The organism is Pseudomonas ogarae, from assembly GCF_014268695.2.
GTDB classification, from domain to species: Bacteria; Pseudomonadota; Gammaproteobacteria; order Pseudomonadales; family Pseudomonadaceae; genus Aquipseudomonas; species Aquipseudomonas kilonensis.
Window position 1 is genome coordinate 5,783,105 of record NZ_CP077086.1, and the last position, 18,308, is coordinate 5,801,412.

At 61.1% G+C, this 18,308-nt stretch carries 17 protein-coding genes; 2 read left to right on the plus strand and 15 right to left on the minus strand.

Annotated features, from left to right (window positions below; genetic code table 11):
• Window positions 1-34 precede the first annotated feature (34 nt).
• The 6 genes from HU749_RS25555 to HU749_RS25580 are packed head-to-tail and all read right to left on the minus strand — an operon-like array spanning window position 35 to window position 5,677.
• Window positions 35-436 carry a type IV pilin protein gene (locus tag HU749_RS25555; protein WP_046065049.1) on the minus strand — a complete coding sequence of 134 codons (402 nt, stop codon included), beginning with the start codon at window positions 434-436 and terminating at the stop codon, window positions 35-37.
• An 11-nt stretch (window positions 437-447) separates the two neighbouring features.
• The gene (locus tag HU749_RS25560; protein ID WP_186652380.1) at window positions 448-3,552 is read right to left on the minus strand and encodes a pilus assembly protein; all 3,105 of its coding nucleotides are present in this window, start codon (window positions 3,550-3,552) and stop codon (window positions 448-450) included.
• Window positions 3,539-4,012: a pilus assembly PilX family protein gene (locus HU749_RS25565; RefSeq protein ID WP_014340272.1), complete on the minus strand. Its 474-nt coding sequence runs from the start codon at window positions 4,010-4,012 to the stop codon at window positions 3,539-3,541. The genes HU749_RS25560 and HU749_RS25565 overlap by 14 nt, the downstream gene beginning before the upstream one ends.
• Window positions 4,013-4,032: 20 nt before the next feature.
• Entirely contained in the window at window positions 4,033-4,749 is a 717-nt protein-coding gene (locus tag HU749_RS25570) for a PilW family protein (RefSeq protein WP_014340273.1), read from the minus strand.
• Window positions 4,746-5,207, minus strand: coding sequence for a type IV pilus modification protein PilV (pilV, locus tag HU749_RS25575; protein ID WP_014340274.1), 462 nt, complete (start codon window positions 5,205-5,207; stop codon window positions 4,746-4,748). The genes HU749_RS25570 and pilV overlap by 4 nt, the downstream gene beginning before the upstream one ends.
• The gene (locus tag HU749_RS25580; protein ID WP_014340275.1) at window positions 5,204-5,677 is read right to left on the minus strand and encodes a GspH/FimT family pseudopilin; all 474 of its coding nucleotides are present in this window, start codon (window positions 5,675-5,677) and stop codon (window positions 5,204-5,206) included. Before HU749_RS25580 ends, pilV begins: the two co-directional genes overlap by 4 nt.
• A 120-nt stretch (window positions 5,678-5,797) precedes the next feature.
• Here HU749_RS25580 and HU749_RS25585 point away from each other — a divergent pair, with 120 nt between their 5' ends.
• The gene (locus HU749_RS25585) at window positions 5,798-6,337 is read left to right on the plus strand and encodes a GspH/FimT family pseudopilin (protein WP_186652377.1); all 540 of its coding nucleotides are present in this window, start codon (window positions 5,798-5,800) and stop codon (window positions 6,335-6,337) included.
• On the opposite strand, the gene ispH is transcribed toward HU749_RS25585, so the two are convergent.
• From ispH to murJ, 6 genes are all read right to left on the minus strand, one after another.
• Window positions 6,291-7,238: a 4-hydroxy-3-methylbut-2-enyl diphosphate reductase gene (gene ispH / locus HU749_RS25590; RefSeq protein ID WP_014340277.1), complete on the minus strand. Its 948-nt coding sequence runs from the start codon at window positions 7,236-7,238 to the stop codon at window positions 6,291-6,293. The two genes, HU749_RS25585 and ispH, sit on opposite strands and share 47 nt — an antisense overlap.
• 173 nt (window positions 7,239-7,411) lie before the next feature.
• Window positions 7,412-7,849, minus strand: a complete 438-nt coding sequence (gene fkpB, locus HU749_RS25595) for an FKBP-type peptidyl-prolyl cis-trans isomerase (protein ID WP_014340278.1) — start codon at window positions 7,847-7,849, stop codon at window positions 7,412-7,414.
• Window positions 7,842-8,354, minus strand: a complete 513-nt coding sequence (gene lspA, locus HU749_RS25600) for a signal peptidase II (protein WP_014340279.1) — start codon at window positions 8,352-8,354, stop codon at window positions 7,842-7,844. The genes fkpB and lspA overlap by 8 nt, the downstream gene beginning before the upstream one ends.
• Window positions 8,347-11,178, minus strand: a complete 2,832-nt coding sequence (ileS, locus tag HU749_RS25605) for an isoleucine--tRNA ligase (protein WP_079302684.1) — start codon at window positions 11,176-11,178, stop codon at window positions 8,347-8,349. The genes lspA and ileS overlap by 8 nt, the downstream gene beginning before the upstream one ends.
• A 13-nt stretch (window positions 11,179-11,191) precedes the next feature.
• Window positions 11,192-12,130 carry a bifunctional riboflavin kinase/FAD synthetase gene (gene ribF, locus HU749_RS25610; RefSeq protein WP_186652375.1) on the minus strand — a complete coding sequence of 313 codons (939 nt, stop codon included), beginning with the start codon at window positions 12,128-12,130 and terminating at the stop codon, window positions 11,192-11,194.
• 129 nt (window positions 12,131-12,259) lie between these two features.
• Entirely contained in the window at window positions 12,260-13,798 is a 1,539-nt protein-coding gene (gene murJ, locus HU749_RS25615) for a murein biosynthesis integral membrane protein MurJ (protein ID WP_079302685.1), read from the minus strand.
• A gap of 254 nt (window positions 13,799-14,052) precedes the next feature.
• Here murJ and rpsT point away from each other — a divergent pair, with 254 nt between their 5' ends.
• A complete protein-coding gene (gene rpsT / locus HU749_RS25620) occupies window positions 14,053-14,331 on the plus strand; it encodes a 30S ribosomal protein S20 (protein WP_003185593.1) in 279 nt (92 codons plus the stop codon).
• A gap of 269 nt (window positions 14,332-14,600) precedes the next feature.
• On the opposite strand, the gene HU749_RS25625 is transcribed toward rpsT, so the two are convergent.
• From HU749_RS25625 to proB, 3 genes are all read right to left on the minus strand, one after another.
• A complete protein-coding gene (locus HU749_RS25625) occupies window positions 14,601-16,637 on the minus strand; it encodes a toxin-antitoxin system YwqK family antitoxin (protein WP_186652372.1) in 2,037 nt (678 codons plus the stop codon).
• 81 nt (window positions 16,638-16,718) lie between these two features.
• Window positions 16,719-17,174, minus strand: a complete 456-nt coding sequence (locus tag HU749_RS25630) for a CreA family protein (protein WP_003205733.1) — start codon at window positions 17,172-17,174, stop codon at window positions 16,719-16,721.
• A 9-nt stretch (window positions 17,175-17,183) separates the two neighbouring features.
• On the minus strand, window positions 17,184-18,302 hold the full coding sequence (proB, locus tag HU749_RS25635) for a glutamate 5-kinase (protein ID WP_003205734.1): 1,119 nt from the start codon (window positions 18,300-18,302) through the stop codon (window positions 17,184-17,186).
• Window positions 18,303-18,308 lie beyond the last annotated feature (6 nt).

The following is an 18,308-nucleotide window of genomic DNA, read 5'->3' on the forward strand; positions in this document are numbered from 1 at the left end:
AAGGGCGCAAAAAACGCGCCCGGATAAGAGAAATTCAGCGACCCCAACAATCCTTGGTGGTCAGCCCCGCAGTGGCGTTGAGCATACTGCGTAAGCCGGTATTGTTGATGGTGAAATCACCGCATTTGTCCGTCGCCATGGACGAGCCACTCTTGCGCACAGCCGTCAGGGTGAAGCTCTGGTCCGTTAGTGTCTGGGTGATGGTGTAGAAATCGTTGCCGCTGCTCAGGCCGGTCGCATTGGTGTAGACGTTGTTCTTCGAGTAGTAGCGCTCGAGAATCTGCGCCTGCTCCGATAACAGCCCGGCGATTTCGGTGCGCCGGCCCTTCTTCATGTATTCGGTCAGGCTCGGATAGCCGATGGTGATCACGATACCGATGATCGCAATCACGATCATGATTTCGATCAAGGTGAAACCCCGGTTGGATCTGCGCATACCTTGCCTCTTCATTGTATTTGACGCCACATGATACGGCGGCTGCCGCCCACGGATTTTTCCAGCAGCTCGGTGATGTTGCCGCTGGAGTCGTTGACGATCATGTTGGTGGCCCCGCTGGCGCTGACCACAGCGCTCAAGGTCGGGATCCCCCCCGTGAAGACCACCCCGCTGGAAATCGTATCGGAGCTGTTGATCGTGCCGTCACCGTTGGTATCGAGCACCGCATAATTGAGCATCTTACCGTTGAACGCATCCAGCTCGATCAGTTTGCCGGTACCGAAACTGGCGCACGGGTCGGTAGTATCCACGGCGGCCGTGGTAAAGACCACGCGCCCGCTCACCAGATTGGCCGGGTTGATCACCCGCTCCCCGGTCAATACGTTGTTGTATACCAACGGCAGATACCAGCCCTTTTGCGACGGATAAGCCACGTCGGTCTGGCTGGTGGTCACAAACTGCCCTGTGCTGCCTGAAAACACCCCCGTGATCGACTGGGCCTGCAGGCTCGACACGGTGATTTGCCCGGCACCGCCAGTAGCATCCCAGATTGAGTAGAACCCCTGCAGATCCTTGTTGAGTTTATCCGCTGCCTCGTTGAATTTGCCGGTGCCGAAAAAGACTTGGGTGCCGCCCTGGGGGTTGTTCGCCAGCAGCGGTTGAACGGTGATCGGCTGAGTCGCACCACCGGGCGCGGTAAACAATGGCTGACCGGAAAACGCCACGCCCCAGGCGGTTGGAGAAGTACCGCTGAGGTCAAACTTCCACATCCGCCCTTTCAAGTCGCCACCGTATGCCGCCTGCACCACATTCTGGGAGTTGACCCGCAACTTGACCGACGACAGGCCATTATCGGTCTCGTTGCTGTTAACAACGATTTTCCTGATCAACGAGCCGTCGCGGATATCCACCACGTACAACGCCGCGACACCACTGTTGCTGCCGTAGCCGTTGGAGATGAATGCCGCCCAGCGCCCATCCGCCAGGCGCGCGACTTCGGGACGGGCGTAGGCGTAGCCCAGGTCATTGAAGGCGTTGGCGGTGTTGGCAACAGTCGGCGCGCTGATTTCCCACAACGCTCGCAACACATTGCCCGCCGTCGCATCGAACAGCTGAACCGCATAGAACGTCTTGCCCCCGGCACCCGTGCCGCCCAGGGCCACTGTCTTCCAGGCACTCCCCGATTGCGTATCGAATACGCCGACCTGTCCATCCACCAAAAACTTGTGGCTCACACCGTTGACGTAGTTGGTGTCGGCAATGTCCTGCAACGAGGGCAGCACGCTCGACGGCATATAGGCATAACGCCGCGTACCGTTTGCACCGTTGATGACGCTGAAGAAACCGTCGTTGGCGTTCACCACCAGGCTGGTATTCATGTTCGCCGCCTTGGTCGCCAGGTACGTGCTGTAGCTCGTGTCATTGAGCAAATCCGCAGCGGTCTGCTCATTGGGCGACGCCAGCACCAGCGGCGAATTGATGATGTCCCCCAACAATACACTGCGCACCTTCAAGCCGGTCTTATTGACGCCCTTGCTCCACTCCACCAGGTCGTTACCGGTGATCCCCGTGGGCAGGTTCTGGCTGAGGCTGGTTTGCTGGGCCGGCGAAAAATTGCCGTAGGCCAGGGTCACCGGCACGTTGGTCGCCGTGTTCCAGGATTGGTAAATCGGTGCTGTGGCGCCGGGCACGATGGCGGTGTCGGTGGTCCACTGCACCGCAGCCCTGTTGACCGTACCTGTCGCGGTGAAGCCGAACGCACGGATGGTGCCGCGCCAGTCCTTGGGGTCATAGGTGGTCTGGTAGTAACTGGAGGTGCTGGACACCGTGGCGGCGTTGGTGGTGCCACCGCCCCCGGAGCCGGCCTTGGAGGTGATGTCGCTCAAGGCAGATGACAGGGCATCGTTCAGGCCTGCGCTGTCGCTCGCCGGATAATACTTGCCTGCGCCGTAGCGGGCAGCATCGGACAGCATCGTATTGGTGACGGCAAACCCCACCGTGTAGGTGTTGAGGTACTGGCGGGGAAAATCCGCAGCGTTCCAGCTTTGGCCGGTGGCGTCGGTACCGGTGGAGCGCATGTCGATGTCGAAGGCGAACTTGGCGATGTCGTCCAGGTAAAGCGTGTCGCCCTCCGCGTCACCGTTGCGATCAGCGCCATCATTGGTGCTCAGGCCGTCCCAGTTCGGCAGCCGGGCCGAGCCCAGCGGGTCGTTGGTAGGGAACGTCCGATCAAAGGTGGGCAGACCGTCAGTGATCACCACGCCGAAATTTTTCTGGCAACGGTACTGGATCGGGCTGGTGTAAGTGCTCGGTGTGCCGTTGTAGTAAGGCGCCATGCCCCTGAAGTAACGAGTAACCTCGTAATAGCTCTCGGCCAGCGGCGTATTCGCCACGGCCCCCAAACTGTTGATCGCATTGATCAGGGCGCTGTAGTTGCTGTTGGCCTGGGTCTGAGTCACGCTGCCGCTGACGGGCGACAGGTCGCTGACGGCGCGGGCAATGTAGCCCCCAGGGCCGTTGTTGCTGAAGCTGGGTGGGTTGAAGGTGGCGAGACCGATGCGTAGTGCACGGTTGTTGGCGACCAGGTCGTTGGAGACATCCCGTGCCACGTTGATTCGGTAGTCATTGGGGATCGTGCCGGTGGTGAAATCCCGATTCGAACCGTTGGCCAGGGTTACCAGATACGCCAGGTACTTACCGGTATAACGGGTATTGCCGCTCCCGACAGGGTCCGGCAGCCGCAGACAGATCCGGCCAAGGCTGGGTCGATAGAAACCGTACCAGCCCGACGAGCAGCCGCCACGGAACAGTCCCAATAACAGGATATTCGAGTCAGCCTGATCCAACTCAGTATCCCTGTCGTTGCAGTTGTTATTGGCGCCGCATACATAAGTACGCGTTTGCGCCGCCGCCGGATCAAACCCCGCCGCCCAGATGATGTTGTTCATGCTCCCCGAATCATCGATCAGCAGCATCACGTTAGGCGTAACGGCACCGGCACTTAGCAGCGGCGAGTCCGAAGGCGTGAAGGCATAGGCCGGGGCCATCAGGTAAAGGCTGAGCAAGCCCCCCCATAACATCACAATCCAGCCACGGCGCACCTCAGTATTTCGCATAGATGCTCTCCACCACGCTGCGCTGGTTATTCCCCACCACAGCCACTGCCGTGATCCGGTACAGCGTTACGGACTGACCGCTTAGGTCAAGATTGGCGGCATCCTGCGTAATACCGATGTTCTGCACGCCATAAAACCCGCCGGCAGCGGCAACCCAGAGCACCCCCGACCTTGGGTCACGCCCCGCTCCCGGTAGTGTTACCGCCTCGGCCGGCGGCGCACATTGGATCGTGGTGGTACAGACTGGCAAGGAATAGGTCTCGACCTGCACCGCACTCTCACCCACCCTCAACGCAGCCTCGGCCAACTGGAACGATTGGTTGCGCTGCATGACGCTGCTGGTCATTTTTTCCTGGAGGGTGGCGCTCTGCATCGACGACAGGCCGATCAGCGTCAGCAGCAACAGGAAAACCAGGCTGACCAGCAGTGCCATGCCACGCTGGCGATGCTTGAGATCCATCGAACTCATCAATCGCCCCCTCATAGAAGCCGGTTGCGCAAGGCGGCAACCACATTGAAAGTCTGCTCGCGCACCGTGTTCCGCGGATCAAATAGCGTCAGGCTCAGGCGCACGCTGCGGATCAGGGCCGGGTCTGCCGGGTTGCCGGTGTAGCTCGACGCTGCGATGTCCGTGGCGCTGCCGGCCACGCCAAACGTCACGTCGAACGCCCGTACGTTGTCCACCAGCACCGACAGGGTCGGCGGATTGCCGGTGCCGCTGCCCAGCAGCAATTGGTTGTTGTTGAAGCTGTAGACCAGTCGACGGATCGGGAAGGCCAACTGCCCCGTCGCTGGCGCCCGGGCGTTCGAGTAGGCCGTCGCCGAGGTACGGCAATCGGAGACGACGGTCCAGGTCGGCACGCCACCGCCACTCCCAATGTCCGCTGTTACCAGGGTCAATCTCCGGTTGGCGTTATCCCAACGGATTGGAGTGGTCTGGCTGGCCGCAAAACTGTTATCCGTTGAGGCATCGATGACAGTCGCCAGGCAGCCGAACATGCCCACCATGCGAATTTCCTGGACCATTTTGCTCAAGGCAAATCGCGCGTCCTCCTGCATCACCGCGGCGGCATTCTGGCTGACGTAGGTATTTTTGGCGGCAATGAAAATCTGCACGACACCCAGGATGACGATCAGGCTGAGCACCAGCGCGATCATCAACTCGATCAAGCCAAAACCACGACTGTGCCGGTTCATGGCGGCGTCCCCACCGGGTCGACGGCAACGCGGCTGGTCAGCACAAAGCTGCGCCACGCCTCGGCCTCATTGGTGGTATTGGCAGCCCGGGCGTCGTCCCAGGAAATGGTGATGGTGTAGACGCGCTGGTTCAGCGCAATGGTGCCAGTGGCCGTGGCGCCGCCGAAGGCAATGATATTGGTCTTGAAATCGTAGAGGTCCTGGTCGCGGGCCACGTTGAGGTTCGGCGAGCTGGGCGGTGTGATGGTGTAGTCGGCGCCGGAGTTGGCGCGAATGCGGTCCAGCAGGTCATAGGCAATGAAGCTGGCCTGGCTGGTCATGCGCGAACTGTCGGTGTACTTGAGCGCATTGAGCTGGATCATCGCCGCCCCCAGCAAACCGACGCCGAGAATCAGCACCGCCACCAGCACCTCGATCAACGTCATGCCGGCCTGCGCCCTTTTACTGCAACCCTTCATCCGCAACTTCCACCCAATACGATTCGTCCATTGAGGCAAACACTCAGCGTCCTGCTCTGCGCTCCTCTTACGTAATTGAAGCTCACTGGCGTGGCCGGTGCCGATAACCCGCCGAGGTTGTTGAAATCGATGCTAGTCACGTCTGAGGGTAGCGTCAGAGTCACGCCACTGCCCATCGCTGGAACAACCCGCAATATATTGGGCGACGAGCCAGTACTGTCATACACCGTCAGTTCGCCGCTCCAGACACTGCCCTGGGCCGTGGGACGAATTCGCGTGGTGATGCCACGGTCGATCGCCTCCATCCGGGTAAAGTTCAGCGCCCGGCGCAAGTCGTCGATCTCGGTGTCGGCCTTGGTGCTCTGCAGCGCGCCGGTGAATGAGGGCACCGCCATGGTAATCAGGATCAGCAGCACGCCAAGGGCCACCAGCACCTCGATCAGCGTGAAACCTTTTGTACGAAGATCCATTGATGCCCTCCGTTGCCGTCGGCTATACCTGCCTCTACACGCTAGAACAAACCACCGCCGTGTGTGCGGTTGTTTCGGTTCACGGCGCTCGTCGTTTTCGTACTCCAGGGAGGAGACGTCATGTATCAACAGGGCTTCAGCCTGATCGAACTGCTCATGGGACTGGCAATTGCCGCAATTGTTCTGCCGTGGGCAGGCGCAAGCTACAAAGAGCTGATCGAATCCATCGAACGCGAGGACACCGCGCAGTTGCTGATCAGCGGGTTGCGCATTGCCCGCGGCGAAGCCATCACGCGCAACCGCAGGGTATTGATACAAGGAATAGACAATGACTGGGGCAAGGGCTGGCGGATCATGCTGGACAACAAGGAGAAAACCTTGCTGATGGAACGCACCGCAAGCGCTCGTGTGATCGGCAACCAGCCGATGAGGCGCAGGGTGATGTTCGGCAACCAGGGGGAAGCCCTGCACCCCAGCGGCGCCTTTAAGGCCGGCAGGCTGCACGTCTGCGCCAAACGCGGGCCGGTCAGCCATCATCAAGTGATACTGGCGCCCTCCGGCCGCGTCCGCCTGGAAAGTGTCAAAGCCGAGCAGGCCCTGTGCGAGAAAGGACTTAAAGCAAGGAGCGCACGCGCAACTCTTTCGGCATCGAGAACGTGATGTTCTCCTCGCGACCGGACAGCTCATCGGCACCCGTTGCGCCCCAGGCCTGCAACTGCTGGATCACGCCACGCACCAGGACTTCCGGCGCGGAAGCGCCGGCGGTGATGCCGATGCGCTCGACGCCATCGAACCAGCTGCGCTGCATGTCCTCGGCACCGTCGATCAGGTAGGCCGGCGTGGCCATACGCTCGGCCAGCTCACGCAAGCGGTTGGAGTTGGAGCTGTTCGGACTGCCGACGACCAAAACCACATCGCATTCGTTGGCCAGTTGCTTGACCGCGTCCTGACGGTTCTGGGTGGCGTAGCAGATGTCATCCTTGCGCGGGCCGCCGATGGACGGAAAGCGCGAGCGCAGGGCGTCGATCACACGGCTGGTGTCGTCCATGGACAAGGTCGTCTGGGTAACAAAAGCCAGGCTCTCAGGGTTGCGAACCTGCAAGGCCGCCACGTCCTCCTCGTCTTCGACCAGGTAGATCGCGCCGCCGTTGCTGGCATCGTATTGGCCCATGGTGCCTTCGACTTCCGGATGGCCTTCATGGCCGATCAGGATGCATTCACGACCGTCACGGCTGTAGCGCGCCACTTCGATGTGCACCTTGGTCACCAATGGGCACGTCGCGTCGAAAACCTTCAGGCCACGGCCGGCGGCTTCGGTGCGTACGGCCTGGGAAACCCCGTGGGCGCTGAAGATCACGATGACGTCGTCCGGCACCTGGTCCAGTTCCTCGACGAAAATGGCCCCGCGGCTACGCAGGTCTTCGACGACGAATTTGTTGTGGACCACTTCGTGGCGCACGTAGATCGGTGGCCCGAAAACTTCCAGGGCGCGGTTGACGATTTCGATCGCCCGGTCCACACCGGCGCAGAAGCCACGGGGGTTGGCGAGTTTGATTTGCATGCTGTGCCTCGTGTCTTGCGCGCAAGAAATTGAATCAGTGCAATCCAGTGTGGGAGCGAGCTTGCTCGCGATGGCGGTGGGGCAGTCACCCCTGGACTGAAAGTGTCTCCGCAATCGCGAGCAAGCTCGCTCCCACAGTGAATCGAGTGGCAGCAGAAGCTGCCTGTCAAATGTTAAACCGCCTTCACTTCGATGATTTCCACCTCGAAGTTCAAGGTCTTGCCCGCCAGCGGATGGTTGAAGTCCACGGTCACCTGGGCGTCGTCGAAAGCCTTCACCACACCCGGCAGCTCGGTATTGGCCGCGTCGTTGAAGATCACCAGCAGGCCCTGGGACAGCTCCATGTCCTGGAACTGGGAGCGTGGCATGGTCTGCACGTTTTGCGGGTTGGGCTGACCAAAGGCGTTTTCCGGTGGTACGACCACGGTGCGCTTGTCGCCGGCCTTGAAGCCGAAGATCGCCGCTTCGAAGCCTGGCAGCAGGTTGCCATCACCGACCTTGAACACCGCCGGGGCCTTGTCGAAGGTGCTGTCGACGGTGTCACCGTTTTCCAGGTGCAGGGCGAAGTGAAGCTTCACTTCAGTGTTTTGAGCGATACGCTGCTCAGTCATGGACGGCCTCTCCGGTTTTCTTGCTCTTGAACATGTCCAGGGCGAGCATCACCGCGCCCACGCTGATGGCGCTGTCGGCAAAGTTGAACGCCGGGAAATACCAGCGGTTCTGCCAATGCACCAGGATGAAATCGATGACGTGGCCCAGGGCGATGCGGTCATAGAGGTTGCCCAAGGCACCACCGAGCACCAGGGCCAGCGCCACGGCCAGCCAGGTCTCATTGCGCCCCAGGCGCTTGAGCCAGACCACCAGCACGGCGCTGACCACGATGGCGATCAGGGCGAACAGCCAGCGCTGCCAGCCCGAACTGTCGGCCAGGAAGCTGAACGCCGCTCCGGTGTTGTAGGCCAGGGTCCAGCTGAAGTAGTCGGGAATGATCACGATCTGCTGGTACATCGTCAGCGAGTTCTCGAAGTAGTACTTGCTGGCCTGGTCGATGACCAGGACCAGCACACTCAACCAGAGCCAGCCCAGCCGCCCGAAGCGGCCCGCCGCGTTAGGCATAATGACGAACCTCGCCAGTACCACTGATGTTGTCCACGCAACGACCGCAGATTTCCGGATGCTCCGGGTTCACGCCGACGTCTTCACGGCAGTGCCAGCAGCGGGCGCACTTGGTGTGGTTCGACTTGACGATCTTCAGCTTCAGGCCGCTGACTTCAGTGGTCACCGCATCGGCCGGCGCCTGCACGAAAGGTGCAACGCTGGCGGTGGAGGTGATCAGCACGAAGCGCAGCTCGTTGCTCAGCTTGGCCAGATCGGCACTCAGGGCGTCTTCGGCGTAGAGGGTGACTTCGGCCTGCAGGTTGCCACCGACGGCCTTGGCCGCGCGCTGGATCTCCATCTCCTTGTTGACCGCCGCCTTGACCGCCATCACGCGATCCCAATACGCACGGTCCAGCTCGAAACCTTCCGGCAGTTCGGTCAGGCCTTCGTACCAGGTGTTGAGCATCACCGATTCGTTGCGCTCGCCCGGCAGGTACTGCCACAGCTCGTCGGCGGTGAACGCCAGGATCGGTGCGATCCAGCGCACCAGCGCCTCGCTGATGTGGAACAGCGCGGTCTGGCACGAACGACGGGCCTTGCTGTTGGCGCCGGTGGTGTACTGGCGGTCCTTGATGATGTCGAGGTAGAAACCACCGAGCTCCTGCACGCAGAAGTTGTGGATCTTGGAGTAGACGTTCCAGAAGCGGTATTCGCCGTAGTGCTCCTGCAATTCGCGTTGCAGCAGCAGGGTGCGATCCACGGCCCAACGGTCCAGCGCGAGCATTTCTTCGGCTGGCAGCAGGTCGGTGGCCGGGTTGAAGCCGGTCAGGTTGGAAAGCAGGAAGCGCGCGGTGTTACGGATCCGCCGGTAGGCGTCCGCGCTGCGCTGCAGGATCTGCTCGGAAACGGCCATCTCGCCGGAATAGTCGGTGGACGCCACCCACAGGCGCATGATGTCGGCGCCCAAGGTGTCGTTGACCTTCTGCGGCGCGATCACGTTGCCCAGGGACTTGGACATCTTGCGACCGGACTCGTCGACCGTGAAGCCGTGGGTCAGCAACTCGCGATACGGCGCGTGATTGTCGATGGCGCAACCGGTCAGCAGCGACGAGTGGAACCAGCCGCGGTGCTGGTCCGAGCCTTCCAGGTACAGGTCGGCACGCGGGCCGCTCTCGTGGCCCATCGGGTGCGAACCGCGCAGCACGTGCCAATGGGTGGTGCCGGAGTCGAACCAGACGTCCAGGGTGTCGCTGATCTTGTCGTACAGCGGCGCTTCGTCACCCAGCAGCTCGGCGGCATCCATCTTGAACCAGGCTTCGATGCCTTCGGCTTCGACGCGCTTGGCAACGTCTTCCATCAGTTCGACGGTGCGCGGGTGCAACTCGCCGCTTTCCTTGTTCAGGAAGAACGGGATCGGCACGCCCCAGTTGCGTTGACGGGAGATGCACCAGTCAGGACGGTTGGCGATCATCGAGTGCAGGCGCGCCTGGCCCCAGGCCGGCACGAACTGGGTTTCTTCGATAGCCTTGAGCGAACGCTGGCGCAGGGTGTCGCCGCTGGTTGGCTGCTTGTCCATGCCGATGAACCACTGCGCGGTAGCGCGGTAGATCAGCGGGGTTTTGTGCCGCCAGCAGTGCATGTAGCTGTGTTCGATGACGGTGGTGTGCAGCAGCGCACCCACTTCGGTCAGTTTGTCGACGATGGCCGGGTTGGCTTTCCAGATGAACTGGCCGCCAAAGAACTCCAGCGACGGCGCGTACACGCCATTGCTCTGCACCGGGTTGAGGATGTCGTCGTTGACCATGCCGTATTTCTTGCAGGTCACGAAGTCGTCGACGCCATAGGCCGGCGCGGAGTGAACCACGCCAGTGCCCGCGCCCAGTTCCACGTAGTCGGCCAGGTACACCGGCGACAGGCGGTCATAGAACGGATGACGGAAGTTGATCAGTTCCAGCGCCGAACCTGGCGCGGTGGCGATCACCGAACCTTCGAGGTTGTAGCGGGCCAGGCAGGATTCGACCAACTCTTCGGCCAGCACCAACAGCTTGTCGCCGACATCGACCAGGGCGTAGTTGAATTCCGGGTGGACGTTCAGCGCCTGGTTGGCCGGGATGGTCCACGGGGTGGTGGTCCAGATCACGATCGACGCCGGCTTGGCCAGCTTGCCCAAGCCGAAAGCAGCGGCGAGCTTGTCTTCATCGGCGATCGGGAACGCAACGTCGATGGTCGAGGACTTCTTGTTCTCATACTCGACTTCCGCCTCGGCCAGGGCCGAACCGCAATCGAAGCACCAGTTCACCGGCTTGAGGCCCTTGAACACGAAGCCACCCTCGACGATTTTCGCCAGGGCACGGATTTCGCCGGCTTCGTTCTTGAAGTCCATGGTCTTGTACGGGTTGGCGAAGTCGCCCAGCACGCCGAGGCGGATGAATTCGGACTTCTGCCCTTCGATCTGCTCGGTGGCGTAGGCACGGCATAGTTCGCGGGTCTTGTCCGCGCCCAGGTTCTTGCCGTGGGTCACTTCAACCTTGTGCTCGATCGGCAGGCCGTGGCAGTCCCAGCCCGGGACATACGGCGCATCAAAACCCGACAGGGTCTTGGAGCGGATGATCATGTCCTTGAGAATCTTGTTCAGCGCGTGACCGATGTGGATAGTGCCGTTGGCGTACGGAGGGCCGTCGTGCAGGACGAACTTCGGACGATCCTTGCCAATTTCGCGCAACTTTCCGTACAGGCCAATGCTGTCCCAACGCTGCAGAATCTGTGGTTCGCGCTGAGGCAGGCCGGCCTTCATTGGGAAGGCGGTGTCCGGAAGGTTTAGCGTGGCTTTATAGTCGGTCATTTAAGGCTCTTCATTAGCGATTGGCGCTGGTTGCGACAAGGGCACGGGCGGCGGCGATATCTGCATGGATCGCCGTCTTGAGCGCCTCCAGAGAGGCAAAACGCTGCTCTTCACGCAGCTTATGGTGGAAAACCACCGTCAAACGCCGGTCATACAGATCGCCGGCAAAATCCAGAACATGTACTTCAAGGTGGGCCTTGCCATCGCCTTGGACCGTGGGCCGCACGCCGATGTTGGCAACGCCGGGCCAGGTCTTGCCGTCGATCTCGACACTCACCAGGAACACCCCGGTCAGCGGCACACGACGACGCTTGAGCTGCACGTTGGCCGTTGGCGTGCCCAATTGGCGTGCCAGCTTCTGCCCGTGCAGGATCCGCCCGGCAATCCGGTACGGCCGGCCGAGCAAGCGCTCGGCCAATTCGAAGTCAGCAGCCGCCAGGGCATTGCGGACGTGGGTGCTGCTGACGCGCAAGCCATCGATCTCGACAGTCTGCGCCGCTTCGACGGTGAAACCCTGGGCGATACCGGCCTGTTGCAGGTAGTTGAAATCGCCTACCCGGTCGCAACCGAAGCGAAAATCGTCGCCCACTTCCAGATGCTTCACGCCCAGACCATCCACCAGGATGGTCTCGACAAAGGCGGCGGCGCTGAGCTTGCTCAGGCGCCGGTTGAAGGCTAGGCACAGGACCCGGTCGATGCCTTCGGCGGCCAGCAATTGCAGCTTGTCGCGCAATCGGGCCAGACGGGCCGGGGCGGTGGCCGGGTCGAAACATTCCCGCGGCTGCGGCTCGAAAATCACTACGCAGCTCGGCACGCCCAATTCCAGCGCGCGCTCGCGCAGCCGCGCCAGGATAGCCTGGTGGCCACGGTGAACACCGTCAAAGTTGCCAATAGTGGCGACACAGCCCCGATGTTGGGGGCGCAGGTTGTGGAGGCCTCGAACCAGCTGCATAACGCGCTTCTTGCTCATAAAGTGGCCGATTATAACCACACCCGGCGGCCGACGACAGGCAACACCGCACCCCAAAGTGATCGAACCGACAAAACCACTGCCCACCCCAGGATTATCGAGGGCTTGCGCTCAGCTCAAGGCCTTGCGGTTGAAGTCACGCAGCCGGAACCCCATCAGCAGCAACATGCCGAAATACGCCACCACGCCGGCAGCCACCAGCGCCCCCAGGCGCAGGAAACGCTCGAGCATCTGCCCTTCACCCCAAGCCGGCATGAAATGCATCGCCCCCAGCAAAACCGCCGACATCACCGCTACCGCCACCAGCAGCTTGAGACCGAACTTGCCCCAGCCCGGCAGCGGCTGATACATCTTCTGCTTGCGCAACTGGTAAAACAGCAACCCGGCGTTGAGGCACGCGCCGGCGCTGATCGCCAAGGCCAGGCCGGCGTGGGCCAACGGGCCGATGAGCAACAGGTTGAACAACTGCGTCATCACCAGGGTGAAAATGGCGATCTTCACCGGCGTGCGAATGTTCTGCTGGGCATAGAACCCCGGCGCCAGCACCTTGATCACGATGATCCCGAGCAGGCCCACCGAGTAGGCGATCAGTGCCCGCTGGGTCATCAATGCATCGAAGGCATTGAATTGACCGTATTGGAACAACGAGACGGTCAACGGCTCGGCCAGGATTCCCAGTGCCAGGGAACAGGGCAAGACCAGCACGAAACACAGGCGCAGGCCCCAGTCGAGGATGCGCGAGTACTCCTGGCGGTCCTGGCTGGCGTAGGTCTTGGCCAGGGTTGGTAGCAGGATCGTGCCCAGGGCCACACCCAGCACGCCGGACGGCAATTCCATCAGGCGGTCGGCGTAATACATCCACGACACCGAGCCGGCCACCAGGAACGAGGCAAAGATAGTGTTGATGATCAGGGAAATCTGGCTCACCGACACCCCGAGGATCGCCGGCAACATCTGCTTCATCACCCGCCACACGCCGCTGTCGCGCAGGTTCAACCGCGGCAGGACCAACATGCCGATCTTTTTCAGGTGCGGCAGTTGATAAAGCAATTGCGCCAGCCCCCCCACCAGCACCGCCCAGCCCAGGGCCATCACCGGGGGATCGAAATACGGCGTCAGGAACACCGCGAACACGATCATGCTGACGTTGAGCAGGGTCGGCACAAAGGCCGGTACGGAAAAGCGGTTCCACGTATTGAGGATCGCCCCGGCCAGGGACGACAGGGAAATCAGCAATATATAAGGAAAGGTCACCCGCAGCAGGTCCGAGGTGAGCTGGAATTTTTCTGGCGTATCGGTGAAACCCGGGGCCGTGGCCCAGATCACCCATGGCGCGGCGAGCATGCCGGCCGCCGTGACCAGCGCCAGCACCAACGTCAGCAGGCCGGTGACGTAGGCAATGAACGTGCGGGTCGCTTCGTCGCCCTTCTGGCTTTTATATTCCGCCAGGATCGGCACGAAGGCCTGGGAGAACGCCCCTTCGGCGAAGATCCGCCGCAACAGGTTGGGCAACTTGAAGGCGATGAAGAAGGCGTCGGTGGCCATCCCGGCGCCGAATATCCGTGCGATCAACGTATCGCGAACGAACCCCAGGACGCGGGAAAGCATCGTGATAGAGCTGACGGCGGCCAACGATTTGAGCAGATTCATGAAAAGAGTTTTTGCCTGTCGATAAACAGCAGGCGAACAACGCGCCCACTTGTGCGATACTCCGCGCCGCTAAACAGTGCAGAGCCAAAGCCCGCGAGTTTACAGGTCGCACGCCGGAAAGAAATCCTTCGGTGCGCAGCACCTGCCATTCAGCGGAACGTGTCACCCGCCCTTGACAAGACTTCAACTCATCGGCATGATTCGCGGCCTATTTTGTTTGCTATTTCCCAAAAAGTCTTTCGAGGAGCTCGACGGTGGCCAACACACCTTCCGCCAAAAAACGTGCAAAACAGGCTGAGAAGCGTCGCAGCCACAACGCCAGCCTGCGTTCCATGGTCCGTACCTACATCAAGAACGTAGTTAAGGCCATCGACGCAAAAGACGCTGAAAAAGCTCAAGCTGCTTACGTTCTGGCTGTGCCAGTTATCGACCGCATGGCCGATAAAGGCATCATCCACAAGAACAAGGCTGCTCGCCATAAGAGCCGTTTGAATGGCCACGTAAAGGCCCTGAACGTTGCCGCTGCTGCCTAAGCGACGCGCTCGTTAAAAAACCGACCTCAGGGTCGGTTTTTTATTGCCTGCGATTTAACCCTAACCAGCCCCCTCCCACACTGAATCTTCAGCAGGCATAAATTTAGTGCCCAACACAAACCCCCTGTGGGAGCGAGCTTGCTCGCGATGGCGGTGGGCCAGATGACGGCGATGGTGACTGTGCCGCCATCATCGCGAGCAAGCTCGCTCCCACACTTGGATCTGCGGCGATTTCCAGTTTAATGAACCCGCAATCCCCAGCAGAAGCCTTACTCCCCAAAATTGAAAACCACCGGCTTCGGCGGAGGACAGCCTCCCGGCGGCGGGAAATTCTGCACGCCCGCCTCGTCGTAGCCGGTGTAGCAACCCACTATCTTGTCGCCCTTGAAGGTCATGCGGCGCTCAACCACACCTGTCGGATAATAGTAGACCGCCTCCCCTTCGCGCTTGGCGTACGAGTAGTCCTTGTATTCGCGCCCCTCGACCGTTATCAGGCGAAAGCCCTGCTTGGCCTCGGAGAACTTCAACTGGCCATTGGGGTAGTACTCGTTACGAGTCACGCGATCATCAGGCCCCAACAGCACCTCCCGGACCTTGCGCCCATCCCGGGTGTGACGGGCACTTTGCTCATTGCCGAACAGGTAATCACTCTCCGAGTCGAAATGCCCGTTGTTGAAAGCCCCACGCTGCTTGCCGCAAAGCTTGATACGGGTGTATTTCCCATCAGGCACGTGGCAATAGTTCCTGTCCGCGATCAGCACCCCAGTCGCATCAAATGACTGCACGTTGCCAATCGGCTCATCCCCCTCGTACGTTGCCACCGTATCGGGCTGGCCATTGGGGTGATAGAGACGAAAGGCACCCTCTCGCGAACCATGGCGCCACGAGATATCCGAAAGCAGCACAGCACCGTCATCGGTGTAGGTCAGCGCCCGCCCCTCGATCTGACCGTTGGCATAGTTGGCCGAATAGGTGAGCTTGCCATTGGCCGCGTAGATTTCTTTCAAGCCATCCAGGACACCCGCGCGGTAATGCTCGACGAGCCGCAACACACCTGCGGCATCCACTTCGCGCAATTCGCCTTGCATCTTGTCGGCAACAAAATCCACAGTCCGGACACCACCGCCGTCCACTCTCAAGGTCCAACGGCCTTCCCGGACGCCCTGCACATAACGCCCCTCACCCCAGGGCATTATCCAGTCCCCGTGCTGCTGCCCCGCCACGAAATCGCCGCGCTGGACAACCTCCCCATGACGCACGCGCTCGGAAGGCCCGTCGAAATCACCATGCTTGTAAGTATCGAAGCCGGACATCTGCCCCTCATCGTCGCGCACCTCGATCGTCCAGCGCCCCTCATAGAAGTCATCGACGATCATGCCCTTGGAAACCGTGCCCTCGTCACTGACGACCCACGGCCCCTGGCGCAGCCCATTCACATAGGCGCCGGTGGACGCGTAGCCCGACTCATCAAATTCCGCCCACTTGCCCGACCTCCTGCCTTGGACATAGACACCCAGCGCCCAGAGCCGCCCATTGCCCAAGGCCGCCCAAGCCCCATCCTCGGAGCCCTGGTACACCGCCGGATCGGCTTCCCAGGCCATCCTACTGACACGATAGGCAGCGCCCACATCCTCGTCCTGAGGCGGCACGCGCTCATAAGTCAGCGTGAGCCAGCGCCCTTCGCGCTGCTGGAAAGTCTTTTTGTAGGTGTCGCGATGAGGATCCTCTGGCGGCTGCCCCACTGACGCCGGGACACCATCAACGCCGAAGTACCCCACCAGCGTGCCACTCGCAGGCTCCAGCGTGTCGAACTCGGCAATACCGGTCTTGGGCAACACAGCGCTGTAATCGTAGGGCGGCAACTTGCCCAGCTCTTTCTGGACCAGCGCGGCAGTGAGGACCTTGCGATCAGCGGCGATACGATCCAATACCGGCTGAAGCGTCTCAAGCCGGCGATACATACCGGTGGACGGTACGAAGCGATAACCATGAAGGGCGTACCGCCCCTTTGCCCGTGACAGCACGACCAACGTCTGGAGATCACTGTCGAGGCTGGCGTAGAACACCGACTCGACACTGGCATCGCCATACCGGTCGAGCACGTGCGGGACGCCATCCGGCGAATCGCACAGGCACGAATAGCCCACGACACCTTCCGCCTCGCGGATAAACGCCAGCGTCGCCCCACTCTCCTGGGAGCTTTTTATCAGCGGATGGACCAGGGGTTTTTCGCTATAAAACGGCTCGGCCAAGACCCCAGCCGACACCGAACAACCCAATACAAACAGCAGCAAAAACGCACGCATACGAATCCCTTCGCGCCAAAAGCACAACACATCCATGGAAATTAAAAAAGCGAGCCGATCGGCTCGCTCGTCATCCGATACTTAACGCCAAGGCAAGATCGGAATAGCCGTCACCGCGTTCTGCGGACTGCCCTCGATCACGCGATCGCTGTAGACCAGGTACACCAGCGTATTGCGCTTCTTGTCGAGGAATCGCACCACCTGCATGGTCTTGAACACCAGCGAAGTGCGCTCGCGGAACACCTCTTCGCCATCCTTGAGCTCACCCTTGAAGCTGATAGGCCCGACCTGGCGACAGGCGATGGACGCTTCGGCACGATCCTCGGCCAGGCCCAGGCCGCCTTTGACGCCGCCGGTCTTGGCCCGGGACAGGTAACAGGTCACGCCATCCACCTTGGGATCGTCGAACGCCTCGACCACAATCCGGTCATTGGGCCCGACAAACTTGAACACCGTCGACACTTGGCCAATTTCTTCAGCCGAAGCCAGCAGCGGCACCGCCAGCAGCAAGCCGATCAATCCTTTTGCCAAACCCATGATTTTTCCTTAGACGAGGATCAGGTTGTCACGGTGAACCAGCTCAGGCTCCGCCATGTAACCCAACAGACCGACAATCGCATCAGACGACTGACCGATGATTTTCTGCGCTTCCAGCGCGCTGTAGTTGGCCAGGCCACGGGCGATCTCACGACCGTCCGGGGCCACGCACACCACCATTTCGCCCCGACGGAAGCTGCCCTGGACCAGCTTCACACCCACTGGCAGCAGGCTTTTGTTGCCTTGGGACAAGGCCGCCACCGCGCCAGCGTCCAGCACCAAGGTGCCACGGGTCTGCAGATGCCCAGCCAGCCACTGCTTGCGCGCCGCCAACATGCCGCGCTCCGGGGAGAGCAAGGTGCCGATGCGTTCGCCAGCTTTAAGACGGTCCAGCACCCGCTCCAGGCGACCACCGACAATGATGGTGTGAGCCCCCGAGCGCGCCGCCAGACGCGCAGCACGCAGCTTGGTCTGCATGCCGCCACGACCCAGCGCACCGCCGGTACCACCGGCCACTGCGTCCAGCGCCGGATCGTCGGCGCGGGCTTCGTAGATCAGCTTGGCGTCGGGATTGTTGCGTGGATCGGCATCGAACATGCCGTCGCGATCCGTGAGAATCACCAGCAGATCCGCCTCCACCAGGTTCGCCACCAGCGCGGCCAGGGTGTCGTTATCGCCGAAACGGATCTCGTCGGTGACCACCGTGTCGTTCTCGTTGATCACCGGGATGACTTTCAGCTCCACCAACGCGCGCAAAGTACTGCGGGCATTGAGGTAGCGCTTGCGGTCGGACAGGTCATCGTGGGTCAGCAGAATCTGCGCCGTGTGGCGACCGTGCTCGGCGAAGCTCGACTCCCAAGCCTGCACCAAGCCCATCTGGCCGATGGCGGCGGCAGCCTGCAGCTCATGCATCGCGCTGGGTCGCGACGTCCAGCCCAGGCGGCTCATACCGGCTGCCACAGCCCCGGAAGAGACCAATACCAGCTCGACGCCAGCCTCATGCAAGGCCACCATCTGCTCGACCCACACCGCCATTGCCTGGCGATCCAGGCCCTTGCCATCCGCCGTCAGCAGTGCGCTGCCGATCTTCACGACCCAGCGCTGCGCACCCGTCACCTTGCTCCGCATCATCTT